At 58.9% G+C, this 24,749-nt stretch carries 19 protein-coding genes and 4 tRNA genes; 10 read left to right on the top strand and 13 right to left on the bottom strand.

Annotated features, from left to right (window positions below; all coding sequences use genetic code 11):
- Window positions 1-2: 2 nt before the first annotated feature.
- A complete protein-coding gene (pilB, locus tag QE393_RS15155) occupies window positions 3-1,697 on the bottom strand; it encodes a type IV-A pilus assembly ATPase PilB (protein WP_310045642.1) in 1,695 nt (564 codons plus the stop codon).
- Between the two features lie 212 nt (window positions 1,698-1,909).
- Here pilB and QE393_RS15160 point away from each other — a divergent pair, with 212 nt between their 5' ends.
- Genes QE393_RS15160 through QE393_RS15170 form a run of 3 tightly spaced genes read left to right on the top strand, consistent with a single transcriptional unit; the run spans window position 1,910 to window position 5,428 of the window.
- Window positions 1,910-2,356, top strand: coding sequence for a pilin (locus QE393_RS15160; RefSeq protein ID WP_042137102.1), 447 nt, complete (start codon window positions 1,910-1,912; stop codon window positions 2,354-2,356).
- A gap of 53 nt (window positions 2,357-2,409) precedes the next feature.
- The gene (locus QE393_RS15165) at window positions 2,410-4,059 is read left to right on the top strand and encodes a Wzy polymerase domain-containing protein (RefSeq protein ID WP_310044398.1); all 1,650 of its coding nucleotides are present in this window, start codon (window positions 2,410-2,412) and stop codon (window positions 4,057-4,059) included.
- A gap of 46 nt (window positions 4,060-4,105) precedes the next feature.
- Window positions 4,106-5,428, top strand: a complete 1,323-nt coding sequence (locus QE393_RS15170; protein ID WP_310044401.1) for a hypothetical protein — start codon at window positions 4,106-4,108, stop codon at window positions 5,426-5,428.
- Between the two features lie 6 nt (window positions 5,429-5,434).
- Here QE393_RS15170 and QE393_RS15175 read toward each other — a convergent pair whose 3' ends face one another.
- Window positions 5,435-6,433, bottom strand: a complete 999-nt coding sequence (locus QE393_RS15175; RefSeq protein ID WP_310044404.1) for an SDR family oxidoreductase — start codon at window positions 6,431-6,433, stop codon at window positions 5,435-5,437.
- Between the two features lie 288 nt (window positions 6,434-6,721).
- On the opposite strand from QE393_RS15175, the gene QE393_RS15180 reads away from it, so the two are divergent.
- From QE393_RS15180 to cyoE, 6 genes are all read left to right on the top strand, one after another.
- Window positions 6,722-6,797: transfer RNA gene (locus tag QE393_RS15180), tRNA-Thr, on the top strand.
- 406 nt (window positions 6,798-7,203) lie between these two features.
- Complete coding sequence (gene cyoA, locus QE393_RS15185) at window positions 7,204-8,127, top strand: ubiquinol oxidase subunit II (RefSeq protein WP_133861286.1); 924 nt, start codon at window positions 7,204-7,206, stop codon at window positions 8,125-8,127.
- Between the two features lie 3 nt (window positions 8,128-8,130).
- Window positions 8,131-10,119: a cytochrome o ubiquinol oxidase subunit I gene (gene cyoB / locus QE393_RS15190; RefSeq protein ID WP_158896248.1), complete on the top strand. Its 1,989-nt coding sequence runs from the start codon at window positions 8,131-8,133 to the stop codon at window positions 10,117-10,119.
- Window positions 10,120-10,123: 4 nt separating this feature from the next.
- Window positions 10,124-10,738 (top strand): cytochrome o ubiquinol oxidase subunit III, encoded by a 615-nt coding sequence (locus QE393_RS15195; protein ID WP_133861288.1) that lies wholly within the window; start codon window positions 10,124-10,126, stop codon window positions 10,736-10,738.
- Window positions 10,738-11,076 (top strand): cytochrome o ubiquinol oxidase subunit IV, encoded by a 339-nt coding sequence (cyoD, locus tag QE393_RS15200; protein ID WP_133861289.1) that lies wholly within the window; start codon window positions 10,738-10,740, stop codon window positions 11,074-11,076. The genes QE393_RS15195 and cyoD overlap by 1 nt, the downstream gene beginning before the upstream one ends.
- Before the next feature lie 11 nt (window positions 11,077-11,087).
- On the top strand, window positions 11,088-11,975 hold the full coding sequence (gene cyoE / locus QE393_RS15205; RefSeq protein ID WP_273806533.1) for a heme o synthase: 888 nt from the start codon (window positions 11,088-11,090) through the stop codon (window positions 11,973-11,975).
- 69 nt (window positions 11,976-12,044) lie between these two features.
- Here the strand turns inward: cyoE and QE393_RS15210 are convergent, their stop codons facing one another.
- From QE393_RS15210 to rluD, 11 genes are all read right to left on the bottom strand, one after another.
- Entirely contained in the window at window positions 12,045-15,932 is a 3,888-nt protein-coding gene (locus tag QE393_RS15210; RefSeq protein WP_310044408.1) for a PilC/PilY family type IV pilus protein, read from the bottom strand.
- Window positions 15,929-16,534, bottom strand: coding sequence for a PilX N-terminal domain-containing pilus assembly protein (locus QE393_RS15215; protein ID WP_310044410.1), 606 nt, complete (start codon window positions 16,532-16,534; stop codon window positions 15,929-15,931). The genes QE393_RS15210 and QE393_RS15215 overlap by 4 nt, the downstream gene beginning before the upstream one ends.
- Window positions 16,531-17,316, bottom strand: coding sequence for a PilW family protein (locus QE393_RS15220; protein ID WP_405046256.1), 786 nt, complete (start codon window positions 17,314-17,316; stop codon window positions 16,531-16,533). Before QE393_RS15220 ends, QE393_RS15215 begins: the two co-directional genes overlap by 4 nt.
- A 3-nt stretch (window positions 17,317-17,319) precedes the next feature.
- Window positions 17,320-17,916, bottom strand: coding sequence for a type IV pilus modification protein PilV (gene pilV, locus QE393_RS15225; protein ID WP_405046257.1), 597 nt, complete (start codon window positions 17,914-17,916; stop codon window positions 17,320-17,322).
- Window positions 17,917-18,450, bottom strand: coding sequence for a GspH/FimT family pseudopilin (locus tag QE393_RS15230; protein ID WP_310044414.1), 534 nt, complete (start codon window positions 18,448-18,450; stop codon window positions 17,917-17,919). It lies immediately after the preceding gene.
- A 278-nt stretch (window positions 18,451-18,728) separates the two neighbouring features.
- Window positions 18,729-18,804, bottom strand: a tRNA-Lys gene (locus tag QE393_RS15235).
- Window positions 18,805-18,809: 5 nt separating this feature from the next.
- A tRNA-Pro gene (locus QE393_RS15240) sits at window positions 18,810-18,886 on the bottom strand.
- A 10-nt stretch (window positions 18,887-18,896) separates the two neighbouring features.
- Window positions 18,897-18,972 (bottom strand) — tRNA-Asn (locus QE393_RS15245).
- Between the two features lie 162 nt (window positions 18,973-19,134).
- The gene (gene clpB / locus QE393_RS15250) at window positions 19,135-21,699 is read right to left on the bottom strand and encodes an ATP-dependent chaperone ClpB (protein ID WP_310044415.1); all 2,565 of its coding nucleotides are present in this window, start codon (window positions 21,697-21,699) and stop codon (window positions 19,135-19,137) included.
- Between the two features lie 130 nt (window positions 21,700-21,829).
- Window positions 21,830-22,561 carry a peptidoglycan editing factor PgeF gene (pgeF, locus tag QE393_RS15255; RefSeq protein WP_310044417.1) on the bottom strand — a complete coding sequence of 244 codons (732 nt, stop codon included), beginning with the start codon at window positions 22,559-22,561 and terminating at the stop codon, window positions 21,830-21,832.
- A complete protein-coding gene (gene rluD / locus QE393_RS15260) occupies window positions 22,558-23,517 on the bottom strand; it encodes a 23S rRNA pseudouridine(1911/1915/1917) synthase RluD (RefSeq protein WP_310044419.1) in 960 nt (319 codons plus the stop codon). The genes pgeF and rluD overlap by 4 nt, the downstream gene beginning before the upstream one ends.
- A gap of 188 nt (window positions 23,518-23,705) precedes the next feature.
- Between rluD and QE393_RS15265 the strand changes: the two genes are divergently transcribed.
- Window positions 23,706-24,731 carry an outer membrane protein assembly factor BamD gene (locus tag QE393_RS15265; protein ID WP_310044420.1) on the top strand — a complete coding sequence of 342 codons (1,026 nt, stop codon included), beginning with the start codon at window positions 23,706-23,708 and terminating at the stop codon, window positions 24,729-24,731.
- The last annotated feature ends 18 nt before the right edge of the window (window positions 24,732-24,749 follow it).

Raw genomic sequence — 24,749 nt, forward strand, 5'->3', positions numbered from 1 at the left:
CGTTAATCCTTAGTGACCCTATTGATCTCTTCCAGGCTGGTAATCCCCTGCATCGCCTTTACCAGTCCCGACCGCCGCAGATCATTGAAGCCCTCCTTGCGCATCCGCGCCGCGATCTCGATGGAGTTGCCCTCCTCCATGATCATCTGCTGTAGCGCCGGGGTGACCTTCACCACCTCGTAGATCCCCACCCGCCCGCGGTAGCCGGCATTACAGTCCTCACAGCCGATAGGCTGGTAAAGGGTGAAACTGCCGATCTCTTCCTCGCGGAAGCCTTCGGCCAGCAGGGCCTCACGAGGTACCTCATGGACTCTCTTGCACTTGTTGCACAGCTTGCGCGCCAACCGCTGGGCGATAATGAGGTTGACCGAGGTCGCCAGGTTGAAGGCGGGCACCCCCATGTTCCGCAGGCGCGTCAGGGTTTCCGCCGCGCTGTTGGTGTGCAGGGTCGACATCACCATGTGACCGGTCTGGGCTGCCTTGATGGCGATCTCCGCCGTTTCCAGGTCCCGGATCTCGCCGACCATGATCACGTCAGGATCCTGACGCAGAAAGGCCCGCAGCGCCTGGGAGAAGTCGAGGCCCTGCCGTGGGTTGACGTTGACCTGGTTGATGCCTTCCAGGTTGATCTCCACCGGATCCTCGGCGGTGGAAATATTGATGTCTTCGGTATTGAGGATATTGAGGCCGGTATAGAGGGATACCGTCTTGCCCGAACCGGTCGGGCCGGTCACCAGGATCATCCCCTGCGGCTGCTTGAGCGCCTGCAGATAGAGTTCCTTCTGCACATCCTCATAGCCCAGGGCATCGATCCCCATCTGGGCGCTGGAGGAATCCAGAATCCGCATTACGATCTTTTCGCCCCAGAGGGTGGGCAGGGTGTTGACACGGAAGTCGATGGACTTGGTCTTGGAGACCTTGAGCTTGACCCGGCCATCCTGGGGCTTGCGCCGCTCGGAGATATCCATATTGGACATCACCTTGAGCCGCGCCGAGATCCGCGACACCAGCTGCACGGGCGGCCGCGCCGCCTCGTGCAAGACGCCGTCGGTACGAAAGCGTACCCGGTACATCTTTTCATAGGGCTCGAAGTGCAGGTCGGACGAGCCCTTCTTAATGGCATCGAGCAGCATCTTGTTGACGAACTTCACCACGGGCGCATCGTCGGCGTCGGTACCCGCAACGGCTTCCTGAGGCCGCTCGCCACCCTCAGTCTCCAGATCAAGGTCGATATCGCCCAGATCCAGTCCCCCCGTACCGCCATCGAGATACTTTTCGATGGCCTGGTGCAGCTTGTCATCCTCGACCAGCACCACCTCGACAGCGAGCTTGCTGCCAAAGGACACATCATTGATGGCCTGTTGGTTAGTCGGATCAGAAAGCGCGATGAAAAGTTTGTTGCCTCTTTTGCTCAAAGGCAGAAAATGATGCTGCTGCATCAGCTTTTCGTTGACGATGTCCTTGGGCAGCTGCTCCTTATCGATCGCCGACAGATCGAGAAAAGGTACACCAAACTCCTGGGCTGCCAACTCCGCCAAAGGGCGACTCTGCACCAGCCGCTGCTGAACGAGATAGGTCACCAGGGGTACCTTGGCCTGCTTGGCCTTGACCACCGCCTGCTGGGCTGCCGCCTCCGCCAGCAGCTGAGCATCCACCAACTGCCGCGCCAGCCCTGACAGCATCACCGTCTCGTTCATCATTATTCCCACCCTTGGCTACAGTAGGCGTTATAGCACCCCCCAGACCGTCCGCAAAATGGCGCCAGACAGCTGACATTTTTTGTCATGTGCTGACCTTTTATTGACTTGCACCACATGGAAAGCGTGCTGCAGTCGCCACTTTTCTTTGGCACGGCCTGTGCTATACCTCAAAAAGGCACGTTGGCCTGATCCAACCTCGGAGATTTGGAATGAAAGCTCAGAAAGGCTTTACCTTGATTGAATTGATGATCGTGGTAGCGATCATCGGTATTTTGGCGGCCATCGCGTTGCCTGCATACCAAGATTATACAACTCGGGCGAAAGTTTCCGAAGTAATGCTTGCAGCTTCGGCCTGCAGAACCACTATTACTGAAGTTGTTCAGAGTTCTTCTGGTAGTCTACCAACTGCTAACAACTGGGGTTGTGAAAGTGCTTCTGCTACTAGTAAGTACGTTTCGAAGGTTGAAACTGACGCTGCTGGGGTAGTCACGGTCACCTCCCAGAACTTGCCTACGGGCGCGAATGGAACAATTACCCTTACTCCTTACGTAGGTGCAACCGGCACTACTGCACCTACAGCAGGCACCGCTATTGGCCAGTGGGTATGTGGCGGCACGATTCCAGCCAAATACCGCCCCGGATCTTGCCGCGGGTAACTCCACTGACAAAGCCCCTGCATTTAGCAGGGGATTTATTTGAGCTGAATATCATGTCATCTAGCCTTAGATATGCTATCAGCTCATTTCTTTTCTTCTTGGCCTGGACAATACCCTACCACTATTATCCATGGGTATCAGCCTCACAAGACCTACTAGCATTCCTGGCTTTAATCATAATTTTAAAAATAAATCATATAAAAATACTTATAGCCACCATCCTAACCCTTCTTACCCTGCTAGCACCTTCAATCACGAAGCTGTATCAAGATCAAATTTTTTTCGGCGATTTGTGGGTATTTTTCGGATACTTATTCGCCTTTTGTCTATCTTATATTACGGGCAGAACCTGGTCACAAGAAGAAAGAAGCGGGTTTATTGATTGGCTTTTCTTCTTTAGCATTGCCGCATCGCTCCTATCTGTTTTCATAGCGATAATGCAATGGTTTAGAGTTGATTATGGAGTTTGGATTGCTGCCATGCCACCCAACTCCAGACCTTTTGGAAACATGGCACAACCTAACAACCTTGCAACATTGTTATGCCTTGGCTTGGTAGGCATTTATTTCTTCTACGAACAAAAAAAAATTACCACCCAACTCCTCATCACACTAACAACAATATTTATCTTCGGTATCGCACTGACACAATCGAGAACAGCAATAGTAAGCGTATTTTTAATATCACTACTATGGCTATACAAAAGAGACAGCCTAGATAAAAGAATAAAAATATGGCACTTTTCTTTGATTATAATCGCACTATTAGGCCTAGCATATGCAATCCCAAGGATTAGCACAGCGCTTTTGTTAAATTCCAGCAGCCTTGCGGAAAGAGCAAGCAGCCTAGAGAGAATCGGAATATATAAGCAATTTGCAATTGCCATATGGGACGGCCCTATATTCGGCTATGGCGCAAATCAAATTGCAGAAGCCCAGCTGCTAACCGCAAAAAAGTTTAGCGTACCTATACAGGTAGAGTACACTCATAGCTTTGCCTTGGACTTGATGATTTGGTTTGGCCTCATTCCAGGCTCACTTATAATACTCGTTCTATCTTTGCATTTACTCAAAAATACACATGAAAGCAAGTCAAAAGAAAAAATATTTTCATTGCTTGCAATTACTCCAATAATAACTCACTCCCTACTTGAGTACCCCCACGCCTATGCTTTCTTTTTAATACCGCTGGGCTTACTTTTCGGCATCTCTTCCAATCAGCTTGAGCCTGCAAATCAAGAAAGCAGAAAGAACATAGAGTGCCTATTTCCCATTGCATGCGTAGTTCTTGTACTCATAACGTGGCATGAATACCTACAGATCGAATCTGATGCGCGGATAATGAGACTTCAGTCAGCTGGCATCGACATCACCAGCGAAGAGCCAACTCCAAAAACCTACCTACTCACCCAGCTGAGTAATTTCATCAAATTCGCAAAAAGTAAAGCACATAGCGAAATGACAGAAGAAGAGCTATCGTGGATGAAGAAGGTTAGTTATCGCTATCCTTATCCGCCATGCATTTTTCGCTACAGCATAGCGTTAGCTTTAAATGGGTTTGAGCCAGAATCCCTAGATGCCCTCAAAAATATCAGAAGACTCTATGGACCGGAAAAATATGAAGAGGCCGTAAAAAACCTAAGTCACGTACCTGGCATACCACAAAGAATATTAATTTTAGCAAGAAAGGAAATAGCGCCATAAAGAAAGCCTAGCATAGAGCCATGACAGATCAACGAGCCGCTCAGCCATGTTGAAAAATATATATATAGCAGGCATTACAAACCAAATAATCAAAATTGCTGCAGGACCGTGCCTGCTAATTTCCATTACTCATTATCTATCGATTGAAGACCAAGGTTACTGGTACTTCTTTTTGGGCTTTATCGGCTTCTTCATGCTAGCAGAACTTGGAGTGCTGACAGTGTGCGGAAATTTCAGCGCGCACGAGTCCAAGAATCTGATCTCATCGACCATAAATCAAGGCAATCTAGAAGACCTCAAGACCGCCGGTGCGATTCTGGCATTTTCACTTCGATGGATAAGCTCGGCTGGACTTTTCTACATATTTATCATTGGCATCTTTGGCGCATTTCTAATGACTTTGAGAAGCAGCACCACACACTGGCAGATCCCATGGATCATAATAGTTATATCAGCCTATTTAAATCTCAGGAACCTGACACTCCTGTCATTCATGGAAGGCATTGGCCTTGTAACCAAAAGCCAATGGACAAAGTGCGCCGGAACTTTAAGTTACTTACTTACCACATTAGCGCTGCTGATTACCGGAATGGGCATATTTGCACTGGCCATAGGCTATTTAGCAGGAGCCGCAATCACCAGCGTACTTATAAAAAAAAATTTTGGCCGCATAAGCTCAAAACTATTACTAGCAAAACCCAAAGAAAAGAAAATAAATCAAAAGCTATCGGAAATAACTGGAAAATCAGCACTGTGCTCTATTGGAGGATGCTTAAGCTTCCAATCGATATCCATAATCGCATTTTGTTTTTACGACGAAATTACCGCAGGCCGGATCGGTATAACTCTAGGACTGTTTTCTGTAATGTACGCCTTATCCTCAACGCTAATAAGCCTTACCATGCCAAAAATAGGAAGACTTTTTAGTGAGGGGAAAAACCTTGAAGCTCGCAGAATAGCAATAATAGCAACCACTGCCTCATTGCTATCATACCTCTCAGCAAGCACTTTCTTTTTTATAATTATAAATTATCCACAATTTCCATTTATTCAACTGATCATAGACAGAATGGCTGATAATCAATCGATTTACATAGCAACCCTGTGCTGGATTCCGCAACTAGTAATAAACGGAATAGCAGGATACGTTAGATCACAAAGAAAAGAACCATTTGCTGCGGTGTCGTTATTCTCAGGAATTTATATAGCAAGCATCAGCACGTTAATAGCCATTCACCTCAACGAGAGCTATCTCTTGGCAGGCCTATTTAGCTCCTACTTATTTACCCTGCCTTGGTTTATTCGAATTCTAGTAATAGAAGAGAAATATAAGGGGACGCGACTACCTGCCGATATATCTATAGCTTAATTTAAATCACGGCATCCCCTTCCCCCCAAACGCTCCTACCACCGTCCCCGTACTAAAACTCGCATCCTCTTCGGCCAGCGCAACATACAACCCCGCCAACTCCGCCGGCTGCCCTGCCCTTCCCAGCGGCGTGTCCTGACCGAACTCCTTCATCTGTCCTTCTAATTGCCCACCTGCCACCTGCAGCGGCGTCCACACCGGACCTGGTGCTACAGCATTTACGCGAATGCCCTTCTTGGCCAGTTGCTTGGCCATGCCCTTGGTGAGGTTGAGGATGGCGGCCTTGGTTGAGGCGTAGTCGATGAGCTCTTCGCCGGGGTCGTAGGAATTCACCGAGACGGTATTGATGATGCTGGCGCCCGGCGGCAGATGCGGGATGGCGGCCTTGCTGAAGCGGAAGACGTGATAGACGTTGGTCTTGAAGGTGCGGTCGAATTGCTCGTCAGTGATCTCGAGGATATCGGCCTTGCTCTGCTGGTAGGCCGCGTTGTTCACCAGCAGGTCCAGGCCGCCGAGTTGCTGGATGGCCTTGCTCACCACGTCTTCGCAAGCCTCCTGGGTACGGATGTCAGCCGGCAGGGTAATGGCCTTGCGGCCGGCTTCCTGGATCAGCTTGACCACCTCCTGGGCGTCGGATTCTTCGGAAGGGTGGTAGTTGATGGCCACGTCCGCTCCTTCCCGGGCGAAGGCGATGGCCACGGCGCGACCGATGCCGCTGTCGCCGCCGGTGATGAGGGCCTTGCGCCCGGCCAGGCGACCCGACCCTTGATAGCTGGTCTCGCCATGGTCAGGGCGCGGCTCCATCTTGCTGGTGAGCGCCGGCCATTCCTGGCGCTGCTCCTTGAAGGGCTCGCGGGTGTACTTGGTGCGTGGGTCCTGCAGCGGCCTGGCGGGACGAGTCGCGCGGGTGCCTTCCTGGGCGACGGCAGCGCCTGACGCAGCGGCGGCGAGCCCCACGGCGGAGCCGACGAGCACGTTACGACGGGTAAGGGAGTAATCGGTCATCGAGGCTCTCCGCATGGGCAGCTATCTATTGGCAGAATCATGGGGTCGAAGCTGCGGCAAGGCTGGATCCGCGAAGAATTAGGTATGACGACTCGGGCAAAGGTTTCCCGAATGCATGCCGCCCTGACCGCTGACCTCCTCTCTCGAAAAATTGCGTCAGGTCGAGAGGCAGGGAATCGTGGAATCCCGGGCAGGCAGCAGTGCGACACATCGCCACAGGCCTTCCTGCATGCTTAACGACCAGGCTTGCACAGCAGATAACCGAAGACTTATCATTGAAAGCTTCGTGCCGGTGTAGCTCAGTTGGTAGAGCGGCGCATTCGTAATGCGAAGGTCGTAGGTTCGACTCCTATCTCCGGCACCATTCCTCCGTTTCATCCCTCCTCGCTCTTTTCAAAGCCTTCAAGGCCTTAGCCGCCTTGGGCCGCGCCTTTGTGCGCTCCTTTCCGATCTGCGCCTTGCATGCGAGCCGACGGCAAACGCCGGAGCAAACTGGCGGCTCTCTGTCCCTCGGCTACTCTTACCCAGCGCATGACAGTGCCTTACACCGCCTGATTTCGGCTTTCTTGACGGCCGGCAAGACCTGAACGGCGGCTGACCAAAGGGTCGAATATCCAGCCCCTCTGTGGCACCATACCGCGCTGCGAAATCCCGCAATTTCTGCAATCCATCAGTCTGCCGCACGGATGCCTGTCCGTTGCGGAGCATGAGGCTGGCGACAGGCACGTTGAGAGAATAACCACGATGAGCCGCTCTACTGAGGTCGTGAGATGAAACTAACGAAGTATCTAAAACCAACCGGTTGGCTTCTGGCCGGTGCCGCCGCGCTGCTGCTCAGCGGGTGCGACGCCGTGCTGCTGGATCCGAAAGGCTCCATCGGCGTGCAAGAACGCAACCTCATCTACACAGCGTTCGGCCTCATGCTGATCGTGGTGATCCCGGTCATCGTGATGACCTTCCTGTTCGCCTGGAAGTACCGCGCTACCAACAAGGAAGCCAAGTACACCCCGAACTGGGCCCACTCCTACAAGATCGAAGCCGTGGTCTGGCTGGTCCCCCTGGCCATCGTGGTGTTCTTGAGCATCCTGTCCTGGAAGACCTCCCACGAACTGGATCCCTTCAAGCCGCTCGATCATCCCGAGCAGCCGCTGGTGATCGAAGCGGTCTCGATGGACTGGAAATGGCTGTTCATCTATCCCGAGCAGGGCATCGCCTCGGTGAACGAGATCGCCATCCCGGTCAATCGTCCGGTGCAGTTCAAGATCACCTCCGAGTCGGTCATGAACACCCTATCCATCCCGGCCCTGGGCGGCATGATCTACGCAATGTCCGGCATGCAGAGCCAGCTGCACCTGATCGCCGATCATCCCGGCGAGTTCGAGGGTCGCTCGGCCAACTACAGCGGCGCCGGCTTCTCCGACATGATCTTTACCGTGCACGCGGTACCCACCGCCGGCGATTTCGACGCCTGGGTGAACAAGGTCAAGCAGTCGGGTGGCAAGACCCTGGACCAGGCGAGCTACACCGAGCTGGCCAAGCCCAGCGAGAAGCAGCCGATCGCCTACTACTCGACGGTCGAGCCGGATCTGTTCAGAACGGTCATCAAGAAGTTCATGAAGTCCGACTTCAGCAAGCAGACCGATCACGTGATGGACATGAGCCAGCACGGTGGTCAACACGGTACCGAGGAATAAGTTATGTTCGGTAAATTAACTCTGGCGGATATTCCGTATCACGAGCCGATCATTCTCGTGACGTTCGTTGTGGTCGCCCTGGGCGGCCTGGGACTCATCGGGGCGCTCAGCTATTTCGGCAAGTGGGGCTATCTCTGGAAAGAGTGGCTGACCACCGTCGACCACAAGAAGATCGGCGTGATGTACTTCATCGTCGCGCTGGTCATGCTGCTCCGTGGCTTCTCCGACGCCATCCTGATGCGTAGCCAGCAGGCCATCGCCTCTGGCGGCGCCGAGGGCTACCTGCCACCGCACCACTACGACCAGATCTTCACCGCCCACGGCGTGATCATGATCTTCTTCGTGGCGATGCCGTTCGTGGCCGGCCTGATGAACGTGGTGACACCGCTGCAGATCGGTGCCCGCGACGTGGCCTTCCCCTTCCTGAACTCGCTGAGCTTCTGGCTGTTCGTGGCCGGCGCCGTGCTGATCATGATGTCGCTGTTCGTGGGCGAATTCGCCGCGACCGGCTGGGTGGCCTATCCGCCGCTGTCAGGCATCAAGTACAGTCCAGGCGTAGGGATGGACTACTACATCTGGGCCCTTCAGCTTTCCGGTATCGGGACGACCCTGACCGGCGTCAACTTCTTCGTGACCGTGCTGAAGATGCGTACCAAGGGCATGACCCTGATGCGCATGCCGATCTTCACCTGGACCTCGTGGTGTACTGCCATTCTGATCATGGCGGCCTTCCCGATCCTGACCGTGACTCTGGCGCTGCTGACCCTGGACCGCTACCTGGGCTTCCACTTCTTCACCGCGGAAGCCGGTGGCAACCAGATGATGTACACCAACCTGATCTGGGCCTGGGGCCACCCCGAGGTATACATCCTGATCCTGCCGGCCTTCGGCGTGTTCTCGGAAGTGACCTCCACCTTCAGCAAGAAGCGTCTGTTCGGCTATGTATCGATGGTCTGGGCGACGGTAGCCATTACCGTGCTGTCCTTCATCGTCTGGCTGCACCACTTCTTCACCATGGGTTCGGGCGGTAACGTCAACGCCTTCTTCGGCATCGCGACGATGATCATTGCGATCCCGACAGGGGTGAAGATCTTCACCTGGCTGTTCACCATGTACCAGGGTCGTATCCAGTTCACCTCGCCGATGCTCTGGACCCTGGGCTTCATCGTGACCTTCAGCATCGGCGGCATGACCGGCGTACTGCTGGCGGTACCGGGTGCCGACTTCGTGCTGCACAACAGCCTGTTCCTGATCGCCCACTTCCACAACGTGATCATCGGCGGCGCCGTGTTCGGCTACTTCGCCGGCATGATCTACTGGTTCCCGAAGGTGTTCGGCTTCAAGCTGAACGAGAAGCTGAACAAGCAGGCCTTCTGGTGCTGGCTGATCGGTTTCTATGTCGCCTTCATGCCGCTGTACATGCTGGGCTTCATGGGCATGACCCGTCGTCTGAACCACTACGACAACCCTGACTGGCACCCCTTCCTGGTGACCGCCGCCATTGGCGCCGGCATCATCGCCCTGGGCATCCTCAGCCAGCTGTGGATGTTCTACGTCAGTATCCGCGACCGCAATCTGCCGGAAAACGTGGACGTGACGGGCGATCCGTGGGATGGCCGTACCCTGGAATGGTCGACCTCGTCGCCGCCGCCCTTCTACAACTTCGCTGAAGTGCCGGAAGTGCACGACATCGACGCCTACTGGGGCATGAAGGAAAAAGGCATCACCGAGAAGAAGGATGCGGATTACAAGAAGATCCACATGCCGCGCAACACCGCTGCCGGCATCGTGATCAGCTTCTTCGCTCTGATCCTCGGCTTCGCCCTGATCTGGCACATCTGGTGGCTGGCCATCGCCAGCTTCGTGGGTTGCATCGTCAGTGCGGTCGTCCGCAGCTACGACGACGATGTCGACTACTACGTACCGGCGGAAGAAGTGGCGCGAATCGAAACCGCGCGCATTCAGTCCCTGGCGAAATTCAAGCAGGCCTAATCCAATGGCGAATCAAGTTATGCATAACGAAGTCGCCCATGCCGAGGAGCATGGGCACCACGACGCCGGATCGATGAAGACGTTCGGCTTCTGGTCCTACCTGATGACCGACTGCATTCTGTTCGGGACGCTGTTTGCGACCTATGCAGTCCTGAGCGGGGCCCATGCCGATGGCCCCTCCCAGAAGGACATCTTCGAACTGTCGTTCGTCCTGGTCGAAACCTTCCTGCTGCTGTTCTCCAGTATCACCTACGGCTTCGCCATGATTGCTCAGCACCATGGCAGCAAGGGTGGCGTTCTGGGTTGGCTGGCGGTCACCTGGCTGTTCGGTGCCGGCTTCATCGGCATGGAAGTCTATGAGTTCCATCACCTGATCGAAGAGGGCTACGGTCCGGATCGCAGTGCCTTCCTGTCGTCGTTCTTCGCGCTGGTCGGTACCCACGGTCTGCACGTGAGCTCGGGTCTGATCTGGATGATCGTGTTGATGCTGCAGGTCGCTTCCAAGGGCCTGACCACCACCAACGTGACCCGCCTGTCGTGCCTGAGCCTGTTCTGGCACTTCCTGGACATCATCTGGATCTTCGTCTTCACCATCGTCTATCTGATGGGGGTTCTGTAATGGCGCACGATCATAACGCCCACGGGCACACTGCCGAGAGCCATGGCACTTTCAAGAGCTACATGGTCGGCTTCATCCTGTCGGTCATCCTGACGGTCATTCCCTTCGGTCTGGTGATGTTCCCCACCTTCTCCAAGGGCGCGACCCTGGCGATCGTGGTGATCATGGCGGTGGTACAGCTGCTGGTGCACCTGTACTTCTTCCTGCACCTGAACACCTCCGAAGAGCAGCGTTGGAACGTGATCTCCTTTGGTTTCACCGTGGTCATCGTCGGTATCGTGGTCGTGGGATCCCTGTGGATCATGTACCACATGCACAACAACATGATGATCCACTGAACCGGGCCGACGTGATGATCAAGAAGTACCTTCTCGTGACGAAGCCGGGCATCATCTTCGGCAACCTGATCTCGGTTGCCGGCGGGTTCTTCCTGGCGTCCAAAGGGAGCATCGACCCGCTGTTGCTGCTGGCGACGGCGATCGGGGTGTCGTTGGTCATTGCTTCCGGCTGTGTGTTCAACAACGTGATCGATAGGGACATCGATCAGAAGATGGAAAGAACCTGCAATCGCGCCCTGGTCCAGGGCACGATCTCCTCGAAGATGGCGCTGGCCTATGCCACCCTCCTCGGCCTGGCCGGGGTGGGGCTGCTGTACGGGGCGACCAATCTGGTCGCCACCGCCTTCGCGGTGATGGGTTTCGTGGTGTATGTAGGGCTCTACAGCCTCTGGCTGAAGCGCACCTCGGTATACGGCACCCTGGTCGGCAGCCTGTCCGGTGCCGCACCGCCGGTGATCGGCTACTGCGCCGCCAGCGGCCAGTTCGACAGTGGCGCTGCGGTACTGCTGCTGATCTTCTGCCTCTGGCAGATGCCGCATTCCTATGCCATCGCCATCTTCCGTCTCAAGGACTACACCGCGGCCTCGATTCCGGTACTGCCGGTGGCCAAGGGTATCGCGGTGACCAAGCGTCACATCGTCTGGTACACCGTGGCCTTCATGGTCGCCACCCTGCTGCTGACCGTGCTCGGCTATGCCGGCTACGTCTATCTGGCAGTAGCCGCCGTGATCGGCGCCTGGTGGCTGCGCCTGGCCTTCATGGGCTATCAGGCCGAGAACGACGTGCAATGGGCACGCAAGCTGTTCGGGTTCTCCATCATCGCCATCACCGCCCTGAGCGTCATGATGTCGGTGGACTTCCAGATCCCGGGCGACGTGCTGCTAACCTACGCACGCTGAGACGCACCGTTCCATGAAAAAGCCCGGCCTAGTGCCGGGCTTTTTCATGCCTGCGTGAAAGCCTTTTCACTAATCCTGGTTGGTAATGACGCGCCAGGTCTGACGGCGGCTGGCGGGCAGGTCACCCCGCAAGCCATTCGGCGCCTTGCCGTCGCTACCATATATCGCGGCATCGGCCAGCGTACCTTCCATGCTGAAACTGCCGTCACCGTAGACGAAGGGGACGATCCCGCCGAGCAGGCCATCGAGCTGGATACGCCCATAGACCGTATCCGTCCCCAGATTGAATAGGCCACTGTTGTTGCCGCCGGTGTAGGGATCCAGGGCATAGAGGTAGGTGGTGACCCCGGCGGTGCAGGCGTCAGTGCTGGGTATCAGAGAGCTCATCAACAGGGTGCCGCTGAACAGCTGGGGCTTGTTGATCACCAGCTCGCCATTCAAGGGCAGATTCAGATACCAGCCCTGTTTGCCATTGGTCGCCGTATTGGCGTCATAGCTGACCGACGTCGTGGAGATAGTGTTCGCCGTACTGCTGACGCTGGAACCGGCAGAGCTGGTGTAATTGATGCGCTGATCATTCCCCAGGTTCTGTTGCTGCAGACTGGCGATCGTCAGTAATGGAGTGCTGCTGGCCGGCGATCCATCAGTCTGGCGATCCCAGATGCCGTAGAGAGTCATGGCTTTGCTGGTATTGGCGAGGGCATCGTTGGCCTCGAGATACTTGCCGGTACCAAAGAGCACCAGATGTCCCGTTCCACTCGGATGAGCCACGACCGCAGGACTGGCGGTGATCGGCTGGACCAGATTGGTGGTACCGGGCGCCAGGCTACTGGCCTGGGCGGTATAGAGGGGTCGACCCCCGAAGGCGACACGGAAGTTGTCCGCTGCAGCCGTTGCGGTCAGGGAGGTACTAATCAGATCGAAGCGCCAAAGATTGCCGTGCAGGTCACCGGCATAGGCATAGTCGGCGATCAGGTCGCCGTCGACATCGGCCACGAAGGACGAACTCAGCCCATTGGGTGCCGCCACGTTATCAGTGGCGGGCAGCGCCTTGATCAGGCTGCCATCGGCCACGTTCATTACATAGAGCACGGCGTTGTCCTGGGCACTGTTGTAGCCATTGCTGACTACCACGCCCCAGCCGCCGGTATGCAGCCGGGTAATGACGGGTTGGGCGTAGGTGAAGCCCAGGTCCTTGTAGCTGGCGTCGCCGTCAGACTTTTCCCAGAGCAGCACCGGAGCATTGGGATTGGTGATGTCCAGTGCAAAGATGCCCCGCCCTCCCCCGCGCAGCGTGCCGATCAGTACCGTGCGCCAGGCCCCGTTGAAATAGACGTCCCCCACCACCGGTGTATTGTCGACATAGGACTGATGCCCGCCGCCGTTGTAGCTGCGCTCGGTTAGCCGGTTGAGAGTGCCGATGACGGCGCTGGGAACGAAGGCATAGACCTCCTGTCCCTGGTCGTTAAAGGCATGCAGCATGCCGTCATTGGCACCCACATAGATACGCCGCTCACGGGCTGCATTGGTAGTACGGAACGTCGCGTAGGAATTGTCGCCAACGGTCGCGTTCATCAGGGCGATGGGACTATTGGGGCCGTCCACGACCACCGGTGAGGAATTCACGATGTCCCCGAGGATATGGCCGCGCGGACGGAACGCCGGCGCGGCCCCGGGCGCCTCCAGACTGCGATCGCCGCGCAGATAATCCACTCGGCGACTGCCATAGGTATCGGTGGCACCCCCGAAGGCCTTGTTGAGACTGAGTCTTTGATCGGCATTCAGATTCGCCCAGGCGAAATCGGTCAAGGCGCCGCCCTTGGCCATATAGATCTTGCGAGTGCCGAAGACGGTATTACCTGCAGCGTACTTGCCATCGAGTTGTTGAGCGGCGCTCCAAATTCTCGTCTGGGTGGTACCCGTGCGTTGGTACTTGATTACGTCCCCACTCCAGTCGGCACTGGAGAAGGACGGGGAATAGGTAAAGAGCGCGTTGGCATCCCCTACGCGGGTGGGCGATACCGTCTGGCTTGCCCCCACGCTGGTGGATTGGGTGATCCGCGTGACGACCTTGCCAAGGGAGGTGATGAGATCACTGGCGTTTTCCGCACTGAAGAACTCGCCCCGCGAATTGATCGCCGCGTGCCAGAGGTCGTAGACGTTGTTCTGGTTGACCGAGTCGGCCGCCCCCGCCACCGGCCAGGGCGTAGTGCCTGCGGCCAAGCCAGCGTAGCCACCGGCGAAGGTATCGCCATCCCAATCCGGATTGATCAGCGCACTGCTCAAGCCGATACCCACGTAGAACCCCGTGAGATGCTGCCAGGTGGCGGGGTCATTGCGCGGATTCCAGTAGGGCGAAAGCGTATTGGGGCCCCGAACCTCGCTGTTGGTCACGGTATTGTAGGGCGGTACCTTGTTGTCGAGCCCGGGTTGGGCATCGGTGCTCCAGTAGAGGAAGGCCAGGTCTGCGAGAGTACTGGAGGTAGCGTCCTGAAAGGGAGCCTGAGGTGAATATTTCTGGCCATCAGGCAAGTCGACGGCCGTGCCATCAGCGTTGCTGGAGGCAAGGGGAGCGTTCCAGATACCGTCGGTGACAACTAGGCTGTAGCTGGCTCGACAACCGTAGACTGGCTTCTCACTATTCCCAGGATCATAAGCATAGGGACTATTGCTGCCAGTAGCCTTGAGTAGATCGCCGACTCGAGCAACTGCCTCCAGCAAAGGAGTACTCTGGTTGTAGTAAACATCGCCGAGCCAACTAAAGAAGGCGACGCGGTGTGCGCCAGTGAACGGTCGTAAGCGATTATCGTAGGATGTTGTCGGACTGATACCACGGCAGTTTGGGTCTACCGCAGCTAGAACGCAGCTTTGATTGGTACCTAGCGCCTGCCAACCCACCCGAATGTTTTCCGATGCTTCTGCCAGGGCCAGGTTGGTGGCGGTTTGGGCGGCCAGGGCGCGGCTGCGGTAGAAGGAGTACCAGTTGGCGAAGTTCTGCCGCTCGTCCGTGCCGTTGGGCCCGGAGGTGGCGGTCACGAATACGCGGCGATAGCAGTCATCGTTCTGCAGCGAAGCAGACCGGCAGCTGGTTAAGGTGGCGTCGTAAAGGTAGTAATAAGCCGAGACGCTCGACACGACCGTTGCGGTGATGGTATAGGTCACCGACGAGAAAACACCGCCCACGGCGTAGCTCACGTTCCGCGTGCAGGTCACGCCGCTGTAGGTGATCGACGCGGTGTTGGCGATGCTCGCCGTGCACCCCCCCAGCGCTTCCGCCCGCAGCAACCAGCCGAGCAGGGACGAATCACTGATGGAGACCTGAACGCCGTTGATGGTTTCGGTAAAGCTGCCACCCAATAGGATATCCAGCAGCGTCACTCGTCCATAACTACGACTCGTGCCTTGGTAGCTGCCCGCGCTTTGGAAATCCTGCGCTGGATTTTCCGCCAGCATGCTCGGGCTGGTGTTCTGCAGCCCCGGATTTCCGTAGGAGTTGCCTCGCGCCACATTGGGATCTGTAGTGACCAGATTGGGGTTATAACTCCAGCTGACGCGGTAGTCGGTGGCCAGATTGACGCTACCCAGGCTCGATCGATAGCCGTTTACATAGGCACTGGTAAAGCTGGTGGACAGTCGCGTACGGGTCAGCCCGCCCGTACTGCTGTAGCTCACCGCATAGGGCGCCGGATAGCTGATCGCCGGGTTGTAGTAGAGACTGTTGAAGGCCGCCGATTTGGCACGGCGGGTTGGGCGGATGGCATCGGTATTGGAGGCATCCGGCACCACCGCCATCTGCATGCTGGTGGAATTGTCCAGGGTAACGAACAGATTGGGGCCGACACTGTTGGTCAGAAACAGTGGCTGCTGGCTCAGATTCAGGGCCGCCGCCTGGGTCGCAGGTGCGGCCAGGGTCAGCAGCAGGGCCAGAGACCCGATGCCCGGTATAGCTCGGCTCATGGCACCTCCAGGGCGACGACACTTTGCAGGATTACCGGAAAGCGCTTGCCGCGATCCTGGGCCACGGCGGTGATCCGAAACAGGTTGGTAGCTGGTGCCGAGACATCGACCGAGCTGCTACCGATGGCCGTCACTACCCAACGGGGTGTCTGGGCGAAGGAAGCGCTGCCATCGGAGCCGCGATAGGCGACGGTACGCGCCGTAGGATCGGTCCCGCTTGCCTGAAGCGCCGCTGCTGCCCAGGTCTGGGTCAGGGCACCGGTATTGAGATCACTCGCCTTGGTCAGGATGCACAGGTCGCCGGTTGGCACCTTGGCGAAGGCGCTGCGTACCGCCGGCACGCTTTCCGGGCAACTGGCGAAACCTGCACTGAAGGCGGTAAAGGACGGTTGCTGACTAAGGGCCACCAATCGCCGCTCACCTTCACGTAACGCAGCCTCCGCGGCATTGAAGGCTTGGGTGTTTTCCAGGGCAGCACCGCCGCTGCGGGCCTGCAGCAAGGTCTGACGCATGCTGGAGGCGGCTAGTAGCGATAGCAGCAACAACATCACCAGGGCGATTAGCAAGGTCGCGCCGCGCTGTCTGCCAAGGACCGGGCTCATAGCGCAAGATTCCTCAGGGTGACGGTGCTCTGCAGTATCTGCATGGGTCGGCTGGCGTCAGCGATCTGTAGCCCGGTCAAGGTCTGCCAATTGGTAGCCGTGTTACTGGCCACATCGCTGGTTAGCGCCTCAGTGGTGCTGAGCAACGCCGCATAGCGCACGGCCGGTGCATCCGCCTTGGGTGGAATGGACCAACGAAAGTCCTGCAGCCCCTGAACCAGCACCGCACTCCCCTTGGGTGTCAGCGCGCCCCCGCGCTCGCTCCAGACGGTGCAGCTCAGGGTGCCACCGCCAGGGGTATTGCCTGCCGTGTAACGCAGCTTGAGCAGGACGTTGCCGCCGGCATTGAGATTCACCCGGGGGATGGGGTTGCCCAGGCAGTCCTGATCCTTGCTGTCCAGTGCGCCCTGATAGCGAATGCAGACGCCAGTGGGTGCGTTGGCGCTGTCTGTGGTCGCCGCGAAGGTGGCGCCGGCAGCAAAGGCTGGACAGCTTATGCCATCGGCATCCTTGACCTCACCCACCGCCGGAAAGGCTGCCTGCAGGCTACCCTGATAGCGAATTTCGGCGCGAAAGCCGGTACGGGCCAGTTGCCGGTCGAGCACCTGCAAGGTCAGCTGGGCGTTGTTGCGATTGCCGGTCTGGCCCTGCTGGAAGAGAAAGCTGCGCTTGTTGTTGATATAGATCTGCGAGACGCCCAATACCAGGAAGGTGCCTACGGTCAGAGCGATCATCATCTCGATGAGGGAAAAGCCCCTCTGTCTACGCGGTTTAAGGTCCATGACCTACAGCTCCGAGCGCAGGGCGTAGTAGCAGACGCCCTTTGGACAGTTCAGCGAATCGTTGCTGACGTCCTGCCAGGCGACGACGACCATCACCGTCGCCACCGTATTGGCCTCGCAAGCCTTGAGCGGCGTGGTATTGCCCGTGGTGTCGCTAGCTGGCAAGGGGGGCACGCCGGAGGCCGGACAGACCGCGAAACTGCTGGCGATCAGCGCGTCCGTTACCGGCAGCAAGGCCTTCACCTGGTTCAACCAGCAACCCAGATCCTGCCCCGCTACCGTCTCCCCGCCCGCAGAGCGATCCCGGGTCAAGCAGGTCTTGCCGGCATCGAGGGCCTTGGTGCGAAAGTTGGTACCGGGCTGTTTGATGTAGGCCCCATCGATCTTGACCTTGTCGCTCGCCACCACCTGGTCGCGGTTGCTACGCATGAGTTCGAGCAGGTCGTTGGCCAGAACCATCGCATTGCTGCGTTGCACCGAGTCCTGGGACAGCGCCACGCTGCGCGTCTGCAGGGCGACCATACCCAGCACGCCGATGCAGATGATCACCAGACTGACCAGCACCTCGATCATGCTGAACCCACCTTTGCAGCGCTTCATCTAGCTGCACCCCACGGCACTGGCACGGTTAGGCGTGTAGTCGATTACGGTCAGTACCCCACCCTGGCTGAGGGTGAACTGCTTGCCCTGGGTAAGCGCATTGGTGGCGCAGACGCGGATGGTGGCTTCGCCGCTGAGTTTCAGACTGCCATTGGGCTGGAAGGTCAGACTGGTAAGGGGAGCACCGCCAATGAAACCCGTCCCGTTGACGCCATTTCCCAGCCCGCCACTGTATTGCCGCAAAACCTCGGCATTGGGCAGCACGACCGTCTTGGCAGTGGATATCTTCAGCGCGCCCATCCAACCATTGGTATCTTCCGGCTCGGTGGTGACCACGACATTCACCCCCCGGCTCATGGCTTCACTGCGCGCGTAATAGAGGGCGCGTTGCAACTCCCCGGCTGCCGCCTGGACGCGATTGCTTTGCACCAGGCTCGCGAAGCCAGGCGCCGCTAGCGCCGTGACGATGCCCAGCAGCGCGATGACGACCAGGACCTCGATGAGCGTGAAACCCGAGAGGCGCTTCGACTGCATTCCCACCGCCTGAAAACCCGTTACTTCACCTGATAGTAGTAAGGGCTCAGGCGGCCGCTATGACCGGCTATCGCTTCTATTTGCGGGGGAAGCTACCTGGATCAAGGCGTTCGCGGGAGATGAGCGAAATAGAGCGTGGCGTGATGAGCCGAGGATGGCCAGCCGGAATACTGAAAGCAGAAAGATTTCGGGATGACGCTCAGCCTGGCGCTGAGTCCCCAGAGAAAATAATGACCTGGAAACGCAAAAACCCTCCTGGAGGAGGGTTTCTGGTAAAATGGTGGGTCGTGCAGGATTCGAACCTGCGACCAATTGGTTAAAAGCCAACTGCTCTACCAACTGAGCTAACGACCCAAATATGGTCGGGGTAGGGGGATTCGAACTCCCGACATCCTGCTCCCAAAGCAGGCGCGCTACCGGGCTGCGCTATACCCCGAGAATGGAAGTGGCTCCGCGACCTGGACTCGAACCAGGGACCCAATGATTAACAGTCATTTGCTCTACCGACTGAGCTATCGCGGAATTTCTCTCTTCCAACCCCTCTTACGTAAGTGCCTTTCGAGCTTTGCCGTAAGTGAGGTGCGCCATTTTACGGAAGTAGAAACAGACGTCAACACCTAGCCTGCTGTTTTTTCACAAATTTATCGGAAACGCCGGGCAATCCTGGGATCGCCCGGCCATTTGCTAGGCGAAGACGATCTCGTCGCCCTCTAGGCGGCCCTGGATCCGGCTGTTCGGGGCGAAGGCGCCGGACAGGATGCGCTGGGCCAGCGGGTTCTCGATCCAGCGCTGGATCGCCCGCTTGAGCGGACGCGCCCCATAGACCGGGTCGTAACCCACCGCGACCAGCTTGTCCAAGGCCTCCGGCGTCAGCTCGAGTTGCAGATCGCGCTCGGCCAGTCGCTGACCCAGTTGCTGCAGCTGGATCTCGGCGATGCCGGCGATCTGCTCGCGACCCAGGGGTTCGAACACCACCACCTCGTCGATACGGTTGATGAACTCGGGACGGAAATGACCCGCCACCGCGTCCATCACCGCCGCCCGCTGGGCATCGGGATCGCCCACCAGCTCCTGTATCTGCGCCGAGCCCAGGTTAGAGGTCATGACGATCACCGCATTGCGGAAGTCCACGGTACGCCCCTGGCTGTCAGTCAGGCGACCGTCGTCCAGCACCTGCAGGAGGATGTTGAAGACATCCGGATGCGCCTTTTCCACCTCGTCGAGCAGGACCACCGAATAGGGTTTGCGCCGTACGGCCTCGGTCAGGTAGCCGCCCTCCTCGTAGCCGACATAGCCGGGCGGTGCGCCGATCAAGCGAGCCACGGAGTGCTTCTCCATGAACTCGGACATGTCGATGCGCACCATGGCGTCTTCGGTATCGAAGAGAAATTCCGCCAACGACTTGCACAGCTCGGTCTTGCCCACCCCGGTCGGGCCGAGGAAGAGGAAGGAACCGCTGGGCTTGTTGGGATCCGACAACCCGGCCCGCGAGCGACGCACGGCGTTGGCCACGGCGGTGACCGCCTCGTCCTGGCCGATCACCCGATTGTGCAGGGCTTCTTCCATGCGCAGCAGCTTGTCGCGCTCGCCTTCGAGCATCTTGCTGACCGGAATGCCGGTCCACTTGGAGACCACCTCGGCGATCTCGTCTTCGGTGACCTTGTTGCGCAAGAGCTGGTTGGCCGGCTTCTCGTGCTGGTCGACCATCTGCAGACTGCGCTCCAGGTCGGGGATGGTGCCGTACTGCAACTCGGCCATGCGGTTGAGATCGCCCTTGCGGCGGGCGGCCTCCAGCTCGGTGCGCGCCTGCTCGATGCGCTGCTGCAACTGGGCGGAATCCTGGACCTCGGCCTTCTCGGCTTTCCAGATTTCCTCCAGGTCGGCGTATTCCTGTTCGAGGCGGGCGATGTCTTCGTCGAGCTTTTCCAGACGCTTGCGCGCGGCCTCGTCCTCTTCCTTCTTCAGCGCCTGACGTTCCACCTTGAGCTGGATCAGCCGGCGATCGAGGCGATCCAGGGCCTCCGGCTTGGAGTCGATCTCCATGCGGATACGGCTGGCAGCCTCGTCGATCAGGTCGATGGCCTTGTCCGGCAGCTGGCGGTCGGTGATGTAGCGATGAGACAACTTGGCCGCGGCAATGATGGCGCCGTCGGTGATGGCCACCTTGTGGTGTACCTCGTAGCGCTCCTTGAGGCCACGCAGGATGGCGATGGTGTCCTCTTCGCTCGGCTCGTCCACCAGCACCTTCTGGAAGCGCCGCTCCAGGGCGGCGTCCTTCTCGATGAACTGGCGATACTCGTCGAGGGTGGTGGCACCGACGCAGTGCAGCTCGCCACGGGCCAGGGCCGGCTTGAGCATGTTGCCGGCATCCATCGCGCCCTCGGCCTTGCCGGCGCCGACCATGGTGTGCAGTTCGTCGATGAACAGGATGATGCGCCCTTCCTGCTTGCTCAGTTCATTGAGCACGCCCTTGAGGCGCTCCTCGAATTCACCGCGGAACTTGGCGCCGGCGATCAGGGCACCCATGTCCAGCGCCAGCAGGCGCTTGTCCTTGAGGCCGTCGGGTACCTCACCATTGATGATGCGCTGGGCCAGGCCCTCGGCGATGGCGGTCTTGCCGACGCCGGGTTCGCCGATCAGCACCGGATTGTTCTTGGTCCGGCGCTGCAGGACCTGGATGGTGCGGCGGATCTCGTCGTCCCGGCCGATCACCGGGTCGAGCTTGCCGTCCTCGGCGCGCTTGGTGAGATCGACGGTGAACTTGTCCAGCGCCTTGCGGCTGTCCTCGGCGTTGGGGTCGTTGACCGCCTCGCCGCCACGCAGGTTGTTGATGGCGTTCTCCAGCGCCTTGCGCGAGACGCCCTGCCCCAGCAGCAACTTGCCGAGGCGGGTGTTCTCGTCCATGGCGGCGAGCAGCACCAGCTCGCTGGAGATGAACTGGTCACCCTTCTGCTGGGCCAGGCGATCGGCCTGATTGAGCAGGCGCGCCAGGTCCTGGGAGAGATTCACATCGCCGTTGGGATTCTGGATCTTGGGCAGCTTGTCCAGCTCTTCGGCGAGGGTCTTGCGCAGGCTGGCGAGGTCGAAGCCGACCTGGCGCAGCAGCGGGGAAATGGAACCGCCCTGCTGTTCGAGCAGGGCAGAGAACAGGTGCAGTGGCTCGATGGCCGGATGGTCGTGGCCAACGGCCAGGGACTGGGCATCCGACAGGGCGAGCTGCAGTTTGCTGGTGAAACGGTCTATACGCATGGGCAAGGTCCTATCTGAAACGCGGGACGGCGCGACAGTGGGCGCTTTCGATTACCCGCGGGAATGACCTTTAGATAGGGGCGATGCGTAACGATTCAAGCCGGGAAGGCTTGACATCCCAAAAAAAGACCTAGGGCTTGATCCAGATCAGGCTGGCGAAGCGTCCGGTACGGGCGGCGCGCCGATAGGAGAAGAAGCGCCGGTCATCGGCGAAGGTGTCGAAGCCGCCACCATGGACCGCCGTGATGCCCTTGGCGGCGAGACGCAGACGGGCCAGGGCATAGAGATCGCCCAGGTACTTGTCCCCACCGCTGGCCACGAAGCAGTGCGCGGCGTCGGCCTGCTGGGCGACAAAGGCCTCACGCACCTCGGCACCGACCTCGAAGCTGGCCGGACCAATGGCCGGGCCCAGCCAGACCAGCACCTCGGCGGGAGCCACCTCCAGACTGGCCGCGGCAGCTTCCAGCACCCCACCCGCCAGACCGCGCCAGCCGGCATGGGCCGCCGCGACGCGGGAGCCGTCACGCCGGCAGAACAGCGCCGGCAGACAGTCGGCGGTCATCATGGTCACCGCGACACCGGGCGTGGCCGTCCAGGCCGCATCGGCACACAGCACCTGCATAGGATCGGCTTCGACCACCTCGGTACCATGGACCTGTTCGAGCCAGGCCGGCTGACACCCCAGGGTTTCGCCCAGACGACGGCGATTCTCGGCGACCGCCACCGGATCGTCACCGACGTGGTTACCTAGGTTGAAGCTGGCGAAAGGCAGCCGGCTGACCCCACCCAAACGGGTGGTGACGCAGGCCTGGACGCCGACCGGCGCCGGCCAGTCCGGCCGCAGCCAGTCGGCGCCGATCATTCGAAGGATTCCCGGTCCTGGCGCAGCAGATCCAGCAGCCAGACCAGGTCTTCCGGCAGCGGCGATTCCCAGCGCAGGCGCTCGCCGGTCACCGGATGATCCAATTCGAGGAAGCGCGCGTGCAGCGCCTGGCGCGGAAACTCGCGCAGGGTCTTGATCAGGGTCGGATTGGTCGCCGGCGGGATCTTGAAGCGCCCACCATAGACCGGATCGCCCACCAGCGGAAAACCGACGTGGGTCATGTGCACGCGGATCTGGTGGGTGCGCCCGGTTTCCAGCTTGACCCGGGTATGGGTATAGGCCCGGAAGCGCTCCAGCACCCGGTAGTGACTGACGGCGGGCTTGCCGCCGGCGATCACCGCCATCTGCTGGCGACGCTGGGAATGACGGCCGATGGGCGCGTTGACCGTGCCGCCGGCGACGATCACCCCGGCGACGACGGCTTCATAGATGCGGCTCACCGAGCGCGCCTGCAATTGGGCGACCAGATGGGTATGGGCTTCCAGGGTCTTGGCCACCACCATGAGTCCGGTGGTGTCCTTGTCCAGGCGATGGACGATGCCGGCACGCGGCACGCTTTCCAGTCCCGGCACATGGTGCAAGAGAGCGTTGAGCAGGGTGCCATCGGCATGGCCGGCGGCCGGATGCACCACCAGTCCGGACGGCTTGTCGAGCACCAGCAGGTAATCGTCTTCGTAGACGATGTCCAGCTCGATGTCCTGGGCCACCCATTCGCCCTGGGCCTCGCGTTCGGCACGCAGCGCCAGCTGGGCGCCGCCATGGACGGTGTCACGCGGGCGCAACACGGCGCCGTCGACGGTCAGGCTGCCGTCCTTGATCCAGGCGGCGAGACGCGAGCGGGAGTGTTCGGCGAACAGCTGGGCAGCGACCTGATCGAGGCGCTGGCCACCGAGTTCGTAGGGGACTTCGGCATTGAGAACGATGGATTCGGACATGGATCTGCGCGGGCAATGGCGGGGCTTTTGGAATCGGCCCGACCCTGTGGTTAAATACGGCGACTTTTTTGCCCCGGCATTCCGGGTCGATCATCATAACAGGACGGTTCCGGCCCCGTCACAGGCTAGGTGAGTGCTCTCCGCGCTCATCCCTGCACCGCCGACCGTTTCGGGGAATCCAAGCCGCCATGCAATTGAAGCACCTGCTGCTGGTCACCAGCCTAGTCCTCACCGCCGCCTGCTCCTCGAAAGCGCCCGAGGTTCCGGAAAATCTGCCGGAGGGCGAGCTCTATACCCAGGCTCAGCGCGATATCTCCAACAGCAGCTACACGGATGCCATCAGCAAGCTGAAGGCCCTGGAGTCGCGGTATCCCTTCGGTCGCTATGCCGAGCAGGCCCAGCTCGAGCTGATCTACGCCAACTACAAGAACGGCGAGCCGGAAGCGGCGCGCACGGCGGCGGATCGCTTCATCCGGCTGCATCCGCAGCACCCGAACGTCGACTACGCCTACTACATGAAGGGCGTGTCCTCCTTCGAACAGGATCGCGGCCTGCTGGCGCGCTTCCTGCCGCTGGACATGACCAAGCGTGATCCGGGCGCGGCGCGCGACTCCTTCAATGACTTCGCCCAGTTCACCAGCCGCTTCCCCAACAGCCGTTACGCCCCGGACGCCAAGGCGCGCATGGTCTATCTGCGCAACCTGCTGGCGGCCTACGACGTGCACGTCGGCCACTACTACCTGACCCGCAAGGCCTATGTGGCCGCCGCCAACCGCGGTCGCTACGTGGTCGAGAACTTCCAGGGCACCCCGTCCGTGGGTGATGGCCTGGCGATCATGACCGAAGCCTACAGGCACCTGGGTCTCAACGACCTGGCGGCCACCAGTCTGGAAACCCTCAAGCTCAACTACCCGGACAACGTCAGCCTCAAGGATGGCGAATTCCAGCTGCGCGAGCCGGACGACAAGGATCAGCAGCGCTCCTGGCTGACCCGTGCGACCCTGGGCCTGATCGATCGCCCGAGTGATCCGCTGCCGCCCGGCGAGACCCGCGCCAGCCAGGACATCCAGCGCAAGTACCAGGAAGAGCGTGACAACCTGGCGCCCGAGCTGCGCATCGTCGATCCGGCCGAAGCCGAGAAGGCCGGTGGCGCCACGCCGGCGCCGGCCAAGCGGTCCTTGTTCAGCCGCCTGACCTTTGGTCTGTTCGACTGATCCGGCGCCGGACGTGAA

The organism is Pseudomonas sp. SORGH_AS_0211 (assembly GCF_031453455.1).
Taxonomy (GTDB): domain Bacteria; phylum Pseudomonadota; class Gammaproteobacteria; order Pseudomonadales; family Pseudomonadaceae; genus Chryseomonas; species Chryseomonas aestiva.